Genomic DNA, 14,643 nt, shown 5'->3' with positions numbered 1-14,643 from the left:
AGCGTTAGTCTTGCTCAAATTAGAGAATGCTCTTAACACAAACACCAAAAAACTGCAAGTCACTCGATCGAGTGACTGGTAACTCACAGCTAGCCAGTGTTATCAATTAAAAAAGAAACTTAAATCGTTCACAGTCAAAAAAATCTCAGAGTGCATTTCTACGGCTGTAGAAATTAATGATAGTGAAATGAGCGAGATAGCCGGAGGTGACGGCTATCTAGTTTCGCCATTCTCACCGTTTATGCAAATGGAGATTTTCCAGTGAATTCACAGAAACAAAGTCGCCAGCGCGACGTTATTTTGACATCTCAAAATCTTGATCAACTCCCAGCAGCAAAAGCTGAATCTCAAAATTATGAACATATTGACACACATTATACTATCGAAGTCTGGGGCGATCGCACAAACTCAGATCCAGATACTTTAAAAACGGCGGTGTCCAAGGATTGGATCGATGATTGTGTCCTGAATCCGAGGATGCTGCACCAGATTCAGGCAGAGGTAAATCACCCAGGATTCAGCAAAATTCAGGAAATACTGGCACAATTCCAGCAAATGTTCGATCGCTTAGGGGCGATCGTTTTGGCTGTAGACGGACAGGTCCAGTTCATCGCTGAACGCGCCGAACAACTGTTGAGCCAGTATTTTTTATCCCACCCCCCAGACTCATTGCCAGAACTCTTACAACATTGGTTCAAACAACAGATTTCGAGACTCACATTCAACGGCAATGTTCCATCTAGCTGTTTACCCTTGCACATTCAGCAAGCAGGAAGACAGTTGAACATCCGGCTGATTCCCGATCCGATTGGCGAGCAATATCTCTTGTTGTTGGAGGAACAAGAAGTGCAAAGATTCTCTATTTCTGGTCTGGAATTGCTAGGACTCACCAAACGCGAATCAGAGGTTCTGTTCTGGATTGCCAAAGATAAAAGTAATGCCCAAATTGCTAAAGTTCTCGGTTGCAGTGAAGGAACAGTGCGAAAACATTTGGAGCACATTCACTGCAAACTCGGTGTACAAACCAGAACGGCTGCTGTGATGGTTGCTCTGGAAAAATTGGGGCTGCTACCCGAGTAATTTGTTGCATTTTCTTTACAATTATATACGCGGATCGTCGTATTGTTTCCCAAGTTTAGGTTGAAGAGAATTAGAGCATACACAAAGCAAACAGCCTCAATGTAGTTGCTGTTTTGGTGAAGTGTTTAATTGACAAAAACTCAAACTTAAATTCAGGAGACAAGATTATGGCAAACCATGAAATGATTGAACTAGACTACGATCCATTGGAATTTCTAGATGGGGAAAAACTAGCCACCGTGGTTAGTTCAGAAGGTGGAGCGGAAGTAGCGACAGCAGATGAGCAGATGGCATCAACTTTAGAGCTTCATGAAGCCCTGGCTGGTTGCTTTAGTATAGTTGGGCCGATCGCAATTTGCTATACCAAAGTTGGCGCTGGCTTTAAAGTCTGCTTGAAACTAGCAGGACTCGAAGTTGCCTGCGCCAATATAGGTCTCAATAAGTGCCAGACACTTCAAGGCAATATACTTTTAGCGAAGGCATCAATTAAAGTATGTTTGCAAGGTACGTGTCTGAAGTATGAGGCAAATGCTTGTTATCGGACGACTCCTTTTTCGTCGTGGAAGTGTGTTTCTAAGAGCGGCACGATTATCTGCGTGTAGCTAGCTTTTTTGACGTAAATTCTGGGCGTGGATTGTCAGGAGAAACTGCTAAAAAAAACTATTTTGTGTTTGAGTCCGAGGACAAAAATCGCGCGCTATAAATGCTAGCTGCTATTTTGTCCTAAGACTGAGCCAGAATGATAAAAGCTACCCCCTGATCTCTACCTTAAAACTCATCGTTAGAATAAGTAATCGAAGTCTTCTAGATGACTAGAAGACTTTTTTAATCGCAGATTCCCAGACGTGCGACATCCTGCTGCTTTTCGGTTTTAATCGATCGCACGGCGTTGCTGTTTAAGGGATTGTGATGGCGGATTTTTGGCAGGATTTAAGAGTTAATTGGGTGAAGTTTGGACGGTGGGCGAGGGACTCGGTGAAGATGAACTCGGTGAAGATGCACTCGGTGAGAGCTTTGGTGAAGGAGTGGATGGGTCGGATTTTTTGAGTCCGACAAAAGCGTCGTAGCGGGTGGTACGATCGCCAACGACGGCCGCTGTAACGCCGATCGACCGCGTGGCATCTATCCACATTTTTTGGCTGGGAGGAAACTCCGGCAAAGCTAGGTTTTTCGGGTTAAACGCACTCTCGGTGTCGATGAAAAAATTGCCGTTGTGAGGCTTAAGTTGCGATCGTACAGTTTTTTGGAACAATTCGCTACTTAAAAGCGGACTTTTCGGCGCCGGAACAATCGCGTCAACCACGGGAGCTCCTACTGTAATAAATGCCACATCATTCATCCAGCCGCGAGTTACAGTAATCCCTCCAAACGCCGATGTCCATTTAGTCGCAGGTTGCCCGCCCACTTGAATTTCTTCAACTCTAAACCCTTTAGTTTTCATCGTTTCATCAAGCTGTTTCAGGGATTTATTCGCGGCGCTGCGGTTGTTTGTTTCCACCATAAATACAAATCCCGCAGCAAATTTGTCTTTCGGATTCTGCGTGGGGGCTGGTATTAATGATAGAGAAAATTCTCCCGCCATCCAGTTGATGAAGTCTTTATCTAAATCCTGGCCGGTAGTCGATTTTAAACCTGTGCGTAAAACTTGGGGATTAATCGGGGCCAGCGGGTTAGCATCGGCTCCCAATACGTAGTCTTGCCACAAACGCTGCAAGTTCCCGCCGGATACCATCATGATTGTATTGTTTGGCAGGCGGTTAGCCATTTTGAGAGCATTGTTTTCTACTGCTATACGAATGGTAGAATCAGGTTTTAGCCAAGAGATTGATTTGAATCCAATTCCGTCTGTATCCAGCGTCGCTGTGGTGGCAAATCCTTGATTTTGTTGCAGTTTTTCGAGGTTTTCCGCCGAAATTTCGCGGGATGAGTTGGCGGCTGTAAAGGCTGCTGCAACGGGCATATTCACGTAGATTTGACCGAAGGCACCGGCATCTTTGATTTGTTGGATGGCGTCTGCATAGCCGGGGGTTTTGGCGAGGGATGGTTCGCCTTTGTAGGTGTCAATTATTCTGTCTGTGGCGGTGGGATCTGTGGTGACTACTAGATAGTTTGTGCCGAGTACCGCGACTGAGAAATTGCGATCGGGTATACCTTGAGTTTCTGTAACTTGCACCCCTTTATAATTGCGCTCCACCATTTTTCCTTGGTTGAGGGGTCTGGGTTTTGCTAATAATTCTTTGGCTTTGATCGGGTTAGAGATGGGCAGGATAATTGCTACTGACTGCTGAATTGGCTGAGGCGGGGGCGCGTTGGGTGCGCGCGGGGGGACTGGTATGGCTGTTTTGTTGCGCAGAAAGGCTACCATTGCGGTGTTACCCACCCAAGGCTGAATGTCTTGCTGATAGGCGTAACCGTTGCTTGTCAGGAGGCGATCGCGCAATTCGCTTAAAAACCTTTCAAACGAAGCTTTGGACTCCGGCGTGCCAAATTCTCGCAGTCTATTCCACTGCGATTCATCGGTAGTGATGGATAGAGCCATCATCGCATCTTGTGGAACAACCGTTGCTCCCGCTGGCAAATCTTTGGCGGGGCCACGGGAAATGACGATCGAGTAAGCGAGGATACCTAAACCGATCAGAAGTGTGGCGGCTCCGATCGTAAACAGCAGGGAAGATTTATCTTTCTTAAACATTATTCGTAAGGTTCGAGTGCTCGCAACATCATAAATTATATCGGGCATCGGGCATCGGGCATCGGGCATCGGGCATCGGGCATTGGTAATTTGTTATTTTTTATTTTTTATTAGAAAAACTACTAACAAGTAACCACTAACCACTAATCACTATAGTCCTAGATACGGAAACCGTTTTTTTACTCAATAGTGCATTTTCGCCTTTAATACTGGTGAAAAACCCGGTTTATTTCGTATTTACGCGAATTCCTACACTAACTATTCCCAATGCCCAATGCCCAATGCCCAATGCCCTAATGTTAGTTTCTAGCCTTAAAGTCTTTAAAGATAGTTTGAAACGAGTACATCAACCGATGGACATCATTTGTGGCTCTAGGAAAAATATTGAGTTCCCATTTTTTGCGAGCCGTAGTTAGCAGTTTTGCCACGGGTTGTGAGTAACTATTAGAAATGAAATAGCTGCCGCCTTCGTAGCGAATATCTGACGCTAATCCAATAAAAGCACCAGCCATTTCTAGTTGAAGTTCCGAGGTACTATGTTCAGCTTTTACTGCTAAAATCACCTGGGAGTGTCGAGGCTCGCGGTTGAGCAAGCGACAAATATTTGCTTCTTTTTGGTACAAGATTAAAACGTTGCAATTGTGCAGAACTCCGGCTCTACCTTGGACTTTGACTCCGAGGTGAATTTCTAGGGCTGGTTTGTCGGGAAATTCCACCACAGCATGAGTGTATGGATGTGCGGTTCCGTGGATTGTTCCCGCTGTTTTTCTAAATGTTAAATTTTTCGGTGTTTCGTCGTCTAAAACATTGTTATAATAGATATTGCCACTTTCATTGGCAACTGCTTTGAGCAGGATGGTAAAAAGGTAAGCATCAAAAATTCTTGCTTGTTCTAGCACTCCGTTGAAATCTGGATCGATCGAGCTTTTTAATTTGCTCTTAATTTCGGAATTGACGGCGCAGTTGCTCGGCGCGGATGGCAGTTTTTCGAGTAATTGCTGGAGAGCGATCGCCTGTTTGTGGCGTGGGGCTGTCACGCTGGAGGTGAACTCGATTGTTTTGGCTGTTTCTGCACCTGAATTGGCAAAGATAATTTTTGTGCCCAGAGGAGAGGTTTCCGATTCTACTTTCAAGAAATAAGCAATTTCGTCTTCCATTTCGGAAGTGTTCACCGTCACTTGTTCGACAGCAGCAATTAACAGCAAAAGTTGTTCTTTTGCGGTATAATCTTCTATCTTGAGCAGAGGTGTTTTTCTTTTGAGCGATCGCTCTTGAATTACTTTACCTATCTCTACAGTATCCGCAACTTGTTGAACTACCCAACCCAAGTTAAACTCATTCAGAATTGCGGCCAGTTCTTGATAGAGTTTGGCATATTCGATCTCGTCCATAATAGTTTCTGCGCTGCACACTATTCTGATTATACAAGCTGGTTGATTTTTTTGTCAATCTTCTACCAATTTTAGATTTTAGAATTACTATAACCGATGAATCCAGGGATTTTTTAGTCAACAGTCAACAGCTAGCTGCCAATTAGCAGTAAGCTATTTTACAACAAACACGCGATCGCAAAAATGGCAACTATCAACGACAACTACCTCAAACTCAAAGCCGGCTACCTGTTTCCCGAAATTGGCCGCAGAGTCAAAGCATACGCAGATGCGAATCCCCAAGCGCCCATCATCCGGCTGGGGATTGGCGACGTGACGGAACCGCTACCTGCTGCTTGTCGCGAGGCGATGGTGGCGGCGGTAGCAGACATGGGTTCGCGGGATACCTTCAAAGGATACGGCCCGGAACAAGGTTATGAATGGCTGCGCGAGAAAATTGCCCAGCACGATTTCCAATCGCGGGGATGCGATATTGATGCTTCGGAAATCTTTATTTCTGACGGTTCTAAGTGCGACTGCGGCAACATTCTCGATATCTTTGGCAACAATAACACGATCGCAGTTACAGATCCAGTCTACCCCGTCTATGTAGACACTAACGTAATGGCGGGACATACGGGAGATGCTAACGACAAAGGCGAGTACGAAGGCTTTGTTTACCTGCCAATTACAGCAGAAAACAACTTTACCGCCCAAATTCCCACAGACAAAAAAGTTGATTTAATTTACCTGTGTTTCCCCAACAATCCGACGGGCGCAACTGCAACGAAGGAGCACTTGCAAGCTTGGGTAAATTATGCTAAGGCGAACGGTTCGATTATTTTCTTCGATGCGGCCTACGAAGCGTATATTACCGATCCGAGTTTACCGCATTCTATCTACGAAATTGAAGGTGCGCGCGATTGTGCGATCGAATTTCGTTCGTTCTCAAAGAATGCTGGTTTCACCGGTACTCGCTGCGCCTTTACAGTAGTACCGAAGACTTTAACCGGAAAAGCCGCCGACGGTTCCGATGTCGAAATTTGGAAGTTGTGGAACCGCCGCCAATCTACTAAATTTAATGGCGTTTCTTACATCGTGCAGCGCGGTGCAGAAGCCGTTTATTCTGAGGAAGGCAAAGCACAAATTAAGGCATTAGTCAATTTTTACATGGAAAATGCGAAGATAATTCGCGAGAAATTGACAGCGGCGGGAATCGAGGTTTACGGTGGCGAGAATGCGCCTTATGTATGGGTGAAAACGCCTCAAGGTTTGACGAGTTGGGAGTTTTTTGATAAGTTGCTGCAAACTGTAAATGTGGTGGGAACACCGGGTTCTGGTTTCGGCGCTGCGGGTGAGGGTTATTTCCGCATTTCGGCATTTAACAGTCGGGAAAATGTCGAGGAAGCGATGCGACGGATTGGGGAAGAGTTTAAGGTTTAATCTCATCTCCCGCTTAAACCGAAAGGCCGCCAGTCCGCCAGGGAATGAATTCCCTGGCTAATAGCGAAAGTCCGCCAGGGAATGAATTCCCTGGCTAATAGCGAAAGTCCTCTGAAGAGGACTGAAAAACTCATTAGTCCTCTTCAGAGGACTTTAGCTTTGAGACAGGGGTTTCAACCCCTGGCGGACTGCTGGACTCAGCGCGAAAAAGCATTAATTTAATATGTTGTGGAACAGGCCGGAAAGCCTGTTCATGAAAATAGTAAAAAATGTGAGTTATAATCTAAAATGATTGTGGCTCAGCGTTTCAATAAAAAATGCAACCCAACACCAGGAGTTTTTTATGCACTTGCTACGAGTTCAAGTTCCTGATTTTCGCGGTTTGAAAAATATAGACATCACTTTTGAAAAGGATTTTGTTCCTAAGATTTTTCCGCTTGGGAGTCAAAATGGTGGTGGGAAAAGTACGCTGTTGCAGTTGATTTTTGTGTTGCTGCACTGTTCCGGCGATTATAATAAAAAAATATTTTTAGAAAACCTGCTTCATGGATTTAAAATTTCTGATGAGGAAGACAAAAGAGTCTTAGCGATCATTGATATTTGGGATGGACAAAAAAATGTCAAACTTCAATTTATCTCTCACAAAGATTTTTTTATAAAAGAATTATTGCCCTTAGATATTAAAAATGAAACTATTGATACTCTCTGTTTTTCGGGGTTAAAACAATTAGAAATACTTCGAAATAATATTGATTATCTTGAATCTCAAGATATGGACAGTTACGATGAAATAATAAAAGCTTGTCAGAAATTTGAAGATCTTGAGGTAATTTATAGGGGAAGTATTGAATATTTAAAATCCCAAAATATGAAATATATCTGTAATTATTCAAGTGACAGAAATTCAGATTATCATCAAGATGAAGCTTTACTCTGTCATATCAATAATATAAATGGCAAAGAAGTAGGAGATTTTTTAACTAAACTGTCAAATAAAATATTTTTGGCAGCTCCTTCAACACAAGTTTTTCTGTTTCTTCCGCCGGATTCTAGAAGACTATTATTTAGCAATTCAAGTAAGGCAGATAAGAATTATTACGGGATACTCGCATCTGCAAGATTTGAATTAAAAGGTTTATTCACCTATGATTTCCTTGCTGTAAAGCTACTTATTAAATCATTTAAAGATGCTCGCGATCGCGATTTCAGGGAAGCAATAAAAACAGGTAGCTACGGGAACAGCTATCAATCTCTAATTAATGACTTAAATCTGCTATTGGGCAATAAAAGGATAAACTTAAATGAAGATTTTTCGGGTGTCAACTTTCAACTGTATAATAATGGTGAAACTATAGAACTATATCCAGAAGATTTAAGTCACGGCGAACTCAAAAGACTTAGCATTTATATATGGCTCAAGTCCCGCAACATAAAAGATGCTATCGTTTTGATGGATGAAGTTGAAATTGCTTTTCATCCAGATTGGCAATATCAAATTATATCAGACCTTCAAGAGTGGGCTCCCAGCAATCAATATATACTGGCAACTCACTCCTACGCATTGTGTGAAGCTCTGACACCAGCTCACGTTAAAGAAATTGAGCCAAAACTGATCAAACAAAAATCCTAATACTAGAAATGAGTCTGAATCCAGAACAGCTAAAACAACACTGCGAGATGATTCTTCAATCTCCCAGAATTAAGAACAAAATTGTAGTGTTATGCGAAGGCCCTATTCCCGATATCGAGGGTAGACGATCGCCTCAAGCTTATAAAAACATGGATAAAATGCCGGATGCCAACTTTTATAAGGCTTGCGTTCCTACATGGTGGAGACAGAAGCGACCGGAATTTTTCAACTGTGGCGATCGCGCAAGTGTAATAAATACTTATTTTAATCTTTTAAGATTACACAATCATGATACCACTAATTCGTATTTAGATCCCGATCGACTTTTTGCAATGATAGATTTGGACTTGCACCTGCAAAAGATTGATGATTACATTTTTCCAGATACAGAAGCAATTTTTTGCAATCTTTACGAAAAATCGGAGGTGCGATCGCAAAATGCAGCACTACACCGGATATGGATTACAGGTTTGATTCATAAAGAAGCATATTTTATCACACCTGAACTTCAATCAATATTTGATGATTATCCTCATCCTCCGATGTATCAGGATAATCCTGTTGAACTGAATAGTATTTATATGGATATTGCTGATAAAATTAGTAGCGATCCAGACTTGAAAAATAACCTTAACATACAGAGAGCGCTCGATCGCATAAATCATTGTTTAAATTGTACAGATTTAGATAAATTACAAGATTTATGGAAAACTGAGTTTAAAAATACGTCCGATGAAATGTGCAAGCAGCAATTAATTATGGCTTTGCTCACAATTGAAAAAGCTAAGGATTCTTGGGTAAAAATTAAGCCACCCGTTGACTGGAGCGGTAATGATCGCGTATTTAGAGAGCAACTATCGTTAGAGATTGGCAGATTTTATTCAGAGCAAAGTAGCGATGTTAAGTCTCATCTTCCTTTTTTTTTCAACACATTGCATGAGTTTGTTTAAATAAAACGCCTCAATTATATTCCATTTTCTATCCATCAGCATCGCTGGGATAACCAAATTGGTCTGGTAATTCAGCAGAGGTAATTTGCAGAATCTCTAGCAACTTCTTGTATTGAACAGGCGTTAGCTTCGGTACAGATCGCCCCGATTCCCAGTTTCTTACCGTCGCTTCCGTAACGCCAAGTGCTTCTGCTAGCTGCTTTTGAGTCATAAACCGCTGAGTTCTCAATCGCATTAAGGGCGATCGATCGGCTCTTTCTGAGATTCCCATAGGCTATTTGTTAACTTATATTAAATTTATTTACTATATACTTAAATTTATTGACGATAACCGTTAATTGATTTACGATTAGACAATCAAGATCAGACAGCACCAGAACCGCAACTTGTGCTGTAGGGGAATTGCTGTCTTTTCTTCAACTTGCTATTGTACGCGGTTTTACCGTTACAAAGCATCAAACCTATCCCAAATTGTTTGTCAAAACTATGCTGCAAGATTCCGCATCGAACCAAGTATCGCCCCAAGTTTTAACCAACCAAAGCTTTGAGGCTGATAATCGCGAATCCATCCGTCACGTCATCATCGGTTCGCCGCTGGGAGTACGGCGCACTATCCACCAACTCCACGCCTTGCGCTACGCGGAAGTTGCTCGTTGGACGCATCCCATCGCCATTCCCGACAATCGCATCATTATTACGCCGGAACAGGGAGAAATCATGAGTTTGTTGGTTAAGTTAATTCGGTTAGATTGAAGTGTCAAATGTGCGATCGCCCTTTCGAGCATTGTAGTCGAAAGTGCGATCGCAAATCTCTGCTCCTCACCCGTACTAAATCCGGGATTTTTACTTAATTATTTCTTAGTCCGCGCAGGCGGACATTGTTTGTATAGCAGCGGTTTCAACCGCCGATTTATTGCCAAATTTTCAACTTATTACAGCCAAATTGTCAACCCCCAAAGGTCGATAAATTGTATCTCTTTGCTGATAATCCCGCCCCAAAGAACGAATCGCATTCTGCAAATCTTCCACAGACTGACAACTGCCGCCAACCGCACCGGCCATCGTGGTAATGTGCTCTTCCATCAAAGTGCCGCCGATGTCGTTGCAGCCCCATTTTAGGGCTTCTGTAGCTCCTGCTAAACCCAATTTTACCCAGCTTGGCTGATGATTGGAAATCAAATTTCCCAAGAAGATTCGAGATACAGCGGTGAGTAACAATGTATCTGCTAAAACTGGTTGATCGCGGCCGACTCGACTGCGTAAAGGAGCCGGTGCATCCTGTCCGACAAAGGGCAGTAAAATGAATTCTGTGATGCGTGCTGGATAGTTATTGTTAATTGCTGTTTGTTGGAGCGATCGCACTTTTTCCAAATGCAAAACCTGCTGAGAGGCAGTCTCAATATGCCCGCAAAGCATCGTACTCGTTGTCGGCAAACCCAGACGGTGAGCAGTTCCCACAATTTCCAACCAAGTTGCCGAATCTAGTTTTTCCGGGCAAATAATCCTCCGCACCGCATCGTCGAGAACTTCCGCCGCAGTACCAGGCATCGAACCGACTCCCGCATCTTGCAAAGCTGAAATTACATAGCTGAAACTCAGATTATCTTGTCGGGCAATAAATTCTATTTCTTGTGGCGAAAAAGCGTGCAAGTGCAACTGCGGAAACTTATCTTTAATAGTTTTTACCAATTGCAGATAATAAGGCAAAGATTGGCCGTTCAGCTTAGCTTGAAGATTTAAGCCACCCTGCATACAAATTTCCGTCGCATCCCGTCGCACTGCATCAGTTGCCTTTTCCTGAATTTGGGCTGCGTCTAACCAAAAAGCGCCTTCATCTCCATCGTCGCGGCGGAACGCACAAAAACTGCAATGCTGCTCGCAAATGTTAGTAAAATTAATATTGTGATTTATCACATAGGTAACAGTATCCCCTGATTGTCGGCGGCGGAGCAAGTCAGCGGTTGCTTGAATTTGGGCGAGATCCTCTGGATCTCTTGGCTGCAAAAGTACCAAGGCCTCGGCGGTAGAGATGTTGTAACCTTGTAAAGCGCGATCGAGAATTGCATCCACAGTTTTATTTTTGGCTTAGTTACAGAATTACTGCCTAAAATTAAGGCGTTTTTATATCTTAACAAATCAATTATAAAGGAACACTCTGCTCAACTCTCAACTTTTCTAAAAGCATCTTTTAATTTGTGAAACTTAATTTATGGGCGTCAACGAAACAAATCATCTGTTACCAGTGCCTTCTGGGCCTTTGCAAATTCCTGCTGTACCGACTTTCGCTGCAACTTTTACAGACGCAGACACACCGCCCATTTATTTTTCCCTCGTCATTCCCACATACAACGAGTGCAAGAATGTCAAAAGTATTGTGGAACAATTAAGCAAATTGCTCGATGGCATGATTCCCGGCAACTACGAATTAATTGTAGTCGATGACAACAGTCCCGATCGCACCTGGGAAGTTGCCCAGTCCTTGACAGCCGAATATCCGCACTTGCGCGTGATGCGGCGCTCAGACGAGCGGGGACTTTCCACCGCCGTAATTCGCGGGTGGCAAGCCTCTAGGGGCGAGGTTTTGGGGGTGATCGATGCCGACTTGCAGCATCCCCCGGAGACGCTGTTGCAGCTTTTATCAGAAATTCAGCGGGGAGCCGATTTGGCCGCTGCGAGCCGCCACGTTGACGAGGGCGGGGTGAGCGACTGGAGCGTTGTCAGGCGATTGTTGTCACGGGGAGCTCAAATAGTCGGATTGATCGTACTACCGGGAGTGGTGGGCCGAGTTTCCGATCCGATGAGTGGCTATTTTATGGTGCGCCGCAGTTGCGTTGCCGGCAAAACCATGAATCCTGCGGGTTACAAAATTTTGATTGAAGTGCTTGGAAGGGGGGATATCCGCTGGATTGGAGAGGTTGGTTACGTGTTTCAGGAGCGGAAGGAAGGCGAGAGCAAAGTTACTGGGAAACAGTATATTGAGTATTTGCGGCATTTGCTCATATTGCGGTTTGCCCGCTGGCCGATGGGTAAGTTTCTGCGGTTTGGCCTTGTAGGTTTCAGCGGCGTGTTTGTGAATATGGCGGTTTTGTACGTGCTGCGCGAGATATTCAATTTGGAGCTGACTCGCAGTCTGATTTTTGCTGCTGAATTGGCAATTATCAGTAACTTTTTTTGGAATGATTTGTGGACTTTTGGGGATATTTCTAAGCGACAGCCGGGAATGAAGCAGCGCTTGAAACGGCTGTTGAAGTTTAATACAATTTGCTTGATGGGTTTGATTTTGAATGTGCTGCTGGTTAATGTGATGTTTAATATTTTGGGGATGAATGAATATTTGGCGACTTTAATTGCGATCGCAGTTGTGACTCTGTGGAATTTCTGGATTAATATGAAGCTGAGCTGGCGGGTGACGGAAGTTGACAGTTGACAGTTGACAGTTGACTGTTGGCAGTTGACTGTTGGCAGAGAGGGTTTTAAACAGTTGATAGTTAACAACTAGCAACTAGCAACTGTCAACTGTCAATTATCAACTATAATAACTCTTCTTCCCTATGCCTTTGAATGACTGAATTGATGATTAAGAACAAACAACTGTTGTTGCTATTGCTGTGGATGGCGATCGCCCTAATGCTGCGTTTTGCCAATTTGGACTCGAAACCGCTGTGGACTGACGAGTTTTCGACTCTAGTGTTTAGTTTGGGCAACAGTTTTCGCGGTGTGCCGATCGATCGCGCGATCGACCTTCCCACTCTATTACAACCGCTGCAATTTCGTCCCGATGCTGGCATTGCAGATGTCCTAAACCATTTGCTGCTAGAAAGCAACCATCCGCCAGTATATTTTATGCTAGCCCACTGGTGGATGCGGTTGTTTGGGCCGACCGAGGATAGTTTAGTGTGGATTGGGCGATCGCTGCCGGCATTATTGGGCGTTATTTCAGTACCCGCCATCTACTTTTTAGGCAAATTTGCATTCAATTCTCGTTTAGTCGGCCAATGTGCGGCCGCAATGATGGCAGTTTCTCCCTACGGCATTTATCTCGCTCAAGAAGCCCGCCATTATACATTAGGAATATTATTAGTTATTGCCTCTCTTTTTTGCTTGACCTTAGCTGCCCAAAAACTGCAACAACGCGCTCCTCTACCTGTTTGGGCGGTGCTAATTTGGATAGTTATTAACTGTTTGGGAATTGCTTCTCACTACTTTTTTGTGCTGACTTTGTGTGCCGAAGCCATCGCCTTAATTGCTGTAATTTGGCTGCAATTTAATCAGAAATTGGCAACTTCAAATAATCAGCAGCCGAATATTTGGCAATTTCAAATTATCTGGCGGCTGTTAGCAGTAGCGCTGGGGACTTTAGCTGGCGGTTTAGTTTGGCTGCCGGTATTTTCGTCAAACAAGTACGGCAGTGAACTAACTAATTGGCTTGTCAGTGGCGATCGCACATTATTAGATGGGATCAATCCGATTGTTCAAGCTTGCGCGGGATGGATCACTGTCGTGTCGCTGCTGCCGGTAGAATCGCCAAATTTGGCAGTAGTGGCTGGATCTGCGATCGGCATGACAATATTTTTGCTTTGGGCACTTCCCCTGCTGCGAAACGCTCTTAAAACTTCCTTGAAAACTCCAGATACTCGTTTAGGTACTGTGATTTTCGGCGGATTTGTACTAGGAGCAATTTTCCTATTTTTCAGCTTTGCATACATTCTAGGAATTGACCTAACTCGCGGCCCTCGATACAATTTCGTCTACTTTCCGGGAGTGATATTACTATTAGGAGCAATCTTAGCAGTTATTTATAGCACACCTACAGTCAAAAGTCGATGGTTTAATTTGCCTGCCGTAGAAATTTCTGGCAAAAAAGCAGTCATGCTAATTTTAGCAATGGGTTTTGTCAGCGGTATCACAGTAAATTCCAATCTCGGCTATCGCAAATATTACAAACCAGACCTTTTAATTCCTATTATTCGCGAAGTCTCGAAAGTTCCAGTGTTAATTGCCACTACTCAAAATACTCATGTAGAAATAGGAGAGTTGATGGGGATAGGATTGGAATGGGAAAGAAGTTCGGCAGCGGATTTTGTAGCGGATGTAGCGGATGTAACGGATGTAACGGATGTTAGGAAGAAGGGTTCGGCAGCGGATTTTGTAACGGATGTAACGGATGTTAGGAAAAAGGAAGAAGTTAAAGCGTTTTCTCCACAGTTTCTTTTAGTTAAGCAGAGAAGGGATGCGCCGGAAATTGTGGCGGGGATACTGGATCAGACACTCAGTAAATTAGAACGTCCGCTAGATTTGTGGTTGGTAAATTTTCGCGCACCTGTCAACTTAGCAGCACAAAAATGTCAGCTTGAATCGCGCCAGTTTCCGGGGGTAGATGGGTACGAATATGAAGTTTATCATTGTTCTCGGTCATAGTTGTAGGGTGCGTCGCTTGCAGAAAAGCCATAAAAAAAGCGATCGCGCTTTTGATTAAAA

12 protein-coding genes are annotated in these 14,643 nt (G+C 43.7%); 8 read left to right on the top strand and 4 right to left on the bottom strand.

Translation table 11 applies throughout. From position 1 onward, the window contains the following. The first annotated feature begins 261 nt into the window (after positions 1-261). Positions 262-1,080, top strand: a complete 819-nt coding sequence (locus K4039_RS04075) for a helix-turn-helix transcriptional regulator (protein ID WP_265233855.1) — start codon at positions 262-264, stop codon at positions 1,078-1,080. Positions 1,081-1,247: 167 nt separating this feature from the next. Next, positions 1,248-1,682: a hypothetical protein gene (locus K4039_RS04070; RefSeq protein ID WP_265233854.1), complete on the top strand. Its 435-nt coding sequence runs from the start codon at positions 1,248-1,250 to the stop codon at positions 1,680-1,682. Positions 1,683-2,017: 335 nt separating this feature from the next. Here the strand turns inward: K4039_RS04070 and K4039_RS04065 are convergent, their stop codons facing one another. Continuing rightward, positions 2,018-3,772, bottom strand: coding sequence for a DUF3352 domain-containing protein (locus tag K4039_RS04065; protein WP_265233853.1), 1,755 nt, complete (start codon positions 3,770-3,772; stop codon positions 2,018-2,020). Positions 3,773-4,071: 299 nt separating this feature from the next. Continuing rightward, positions 4,072-5,163 (bottom strand): hypothetical protein, encoded by a 1,092-nt coding sequence (locus K4039_RS04060; RefSeq protein ID WP_265233852.1) that lies wholly within the window; start codon positions 5,161-5,163, stop codon positions 4,072-4,074. Between the two features lie 183 nt (positions 5,164-5,346). Between K4039_RS04060 and K4039_RS04055 the strand changes: the two genes are divergently transcribed. The 3 genes from K4039_RS04055 (at position 5,347) to K4039_RS04045 (ending at position 9,165) form a co-directional block, all read left to right on the top strand. Continuing rightward, entirely contained in the window at positions 5,347-6,585 is a 1,239-nt protein-coding gene (locus tag K4039_RS04055; RefSeq protein ID WP_265233851.1) for an LL-diaminopimelate aminotransferase, read from the top strand. A 292-nt stretch (positions 6,586-6,877) separates the two neighbouring features. After that, positions 6,878-8,215, top strand: a complete 1,338-nt coding sequence (locus K4039_RS04050) for an ATP-binding protein (RefSeq protein WP_265233850.1) — start codon at positions 6,878-6,880, stop codon at positions 8,213-8,215. Between the two features lie 149 nt (positions 8,216-8,364). Beyond that, positions 8,365-9,165 carry a hypothetical protein gene (locus K4039_RS04045; RefSeq protein ID WP_265233849.1) on the top strand — a complete coding sequence of 267 codons (801 nt, stop codon included), beginning with the start codon at positions 8,365-8,367 and terminating at the stop codon, positions 9,163-9,165. Positions 9,166-9,193: 28 nt separating this feature from the next. Here K4039_RS04045 and K4039_RS04040 read toward each other — a convergent pair whose 3' ends face one another. Beyond that, a complete protein-coding gene (locus K4039_RS04040; protein ID WP_265233848.1) occupies positions 9,194-9,436 on the bottom strand; it encodes a helix-turn-helix transcriptional regulator in 243 nt (80 codons plus the stop codon). A 215-nt stretch (positions 9,437-9,651) separates the two neighbouring features. Between K4039_RS04040 and K4039_RS04035 the strand changes: the two genes are divergently transcribed. Beyond that, positions 9,652-9,918, top strand: a complete 267-nt coding sequence (locus tag K4039_RS04035) for a hypothetical protein (protein ID WP_106149473.1) — start codon at positions 9,652-9,654, stop codon at positions 9,916-9,918. 171 nt (positions 9,919-10,089) lie between these two features. On the opposite strand, the gene cofH is transcribed toward K4039_RS04035, so the two are convergent. After that, complete coding sequence (gene cofH, locus K4039_RS04030; RefSeq protein ID WP_265233847.1) at positions 10,090-11,235, bottom strand: 7,8-didemethyl-8-hydroxy-5-deazariboflavin synthase subunit CofH; 1,146 nt, start codon at positions 11,233-11,235, stop codon at positions 10,090-10,092. A gap of 139 nt (positions 11,236-11,374) precedes the next feature. Between cofH and K4039_RS04025 the strand changes: the two genes are divergently transcribed. Next, positions 11,375-12,592 carry a glycosyltransferase gene (locus K4039_RS04025; protein ID WP_265233846.1) on the top strand — a complete coding sequence of 406 codons (1,218 nt, stop codon included), beginning with the start codon at positions 11,375-11,377 and terminating at the stop codon, positions 12,590-12,592. A gap of 146 nt (positions 12,593-12,738) precedes the next feature. Next, complete coding sequence (locus K4039_RS04020; RefSeq protein ID WP_265233845.1) at positions 12,739-14,583, top strand: glycosyltransferase family 39 protein; 1,845 nt, start codon at positions 12,739-12,741, stop codon at positions 14,581-14,583. The last annotated feature ends 60 nt before the right edge of the window (positions 14,584-14,643 follow it).

The sequence above is a fragment of the Lyngbya sp. CCAP 1446/10 genome, assembly GCF_026130175.1.
Lineage (GTDB): Bacteria > Cyanobacteriota > Cyanobacteriia > Cyanobacteriales > Microcoleaceae > Microcoleus.
The sequence above is the reverse complement of the archived record's forward strand: the minus strand, read 5'-3'. Positions and strand labels throughout refer to the sequence as shown.

Bases quoted from the DNA above. Each gene is read 5' to 3' on its own strand.
- K4039_RS04060 (WP_265233852.1), bottom strand. From the start codon at position 5,163: ATGGACGAGATCGAATATGCCAAACTCTATCAAGAACTGGCCGCAATT.
- K4039_RS04035 (WP_106149473.1), top strand. From the start codon at position 9,652: ATGCTGCAAGATTCCGCATCGAACCAAGTATCGCCCCAAGTTTTAACC.
- K4039_RS04055 (WP_265233851.1), top strand. From the start codon at position 5,347: ATGGCAACTATCAACGACAACTACCTCAAACTCAAAGCCGGCTACCTG.
- K4039_RS04025 (WP_265233846.1), top strand. From the start codon at position 11,375: ATGGGCGTCAACGAAACAAATCATCTGTTACCAGTGCCTTCTGGGCCT.
- K4039_RS04020 (WP_265233845.1), top strand. From the start codon at position 12,739: ATGATTAAGAACAAACAACTGTTGTTGCTATTGCTGTGGATGGCGATC.
- K4039_RS04065 (WP_265233853.1), bottom strand. From the start codon at position 3,772: ATGTTTAAGAAAGATAAATCTTCCCTGCTGTTTACGATCGGAGCCGCC.
- K4039_RS04040 (WP_265233848.1), bottom strand. From the start codon at position 9,436: ATGGGAATCTCAGAAAGAGCCGATCGATCGCCCTTAATGCGATTGAGA.
- K4039_RS04045 (WP_265233849.1), top strand. From the start codon at position 8,365: ATGGATAAAATGCCGGATGCCAACTTTTATAAGGCTTGCGTTCCTACA.
- K4039_RS04070 (WP_265233854.1), top strand. From the start codon at position 1,248: ATGGCAAACCATGAAATGATTGAACTAGACTACGATCCATTGGAATTT.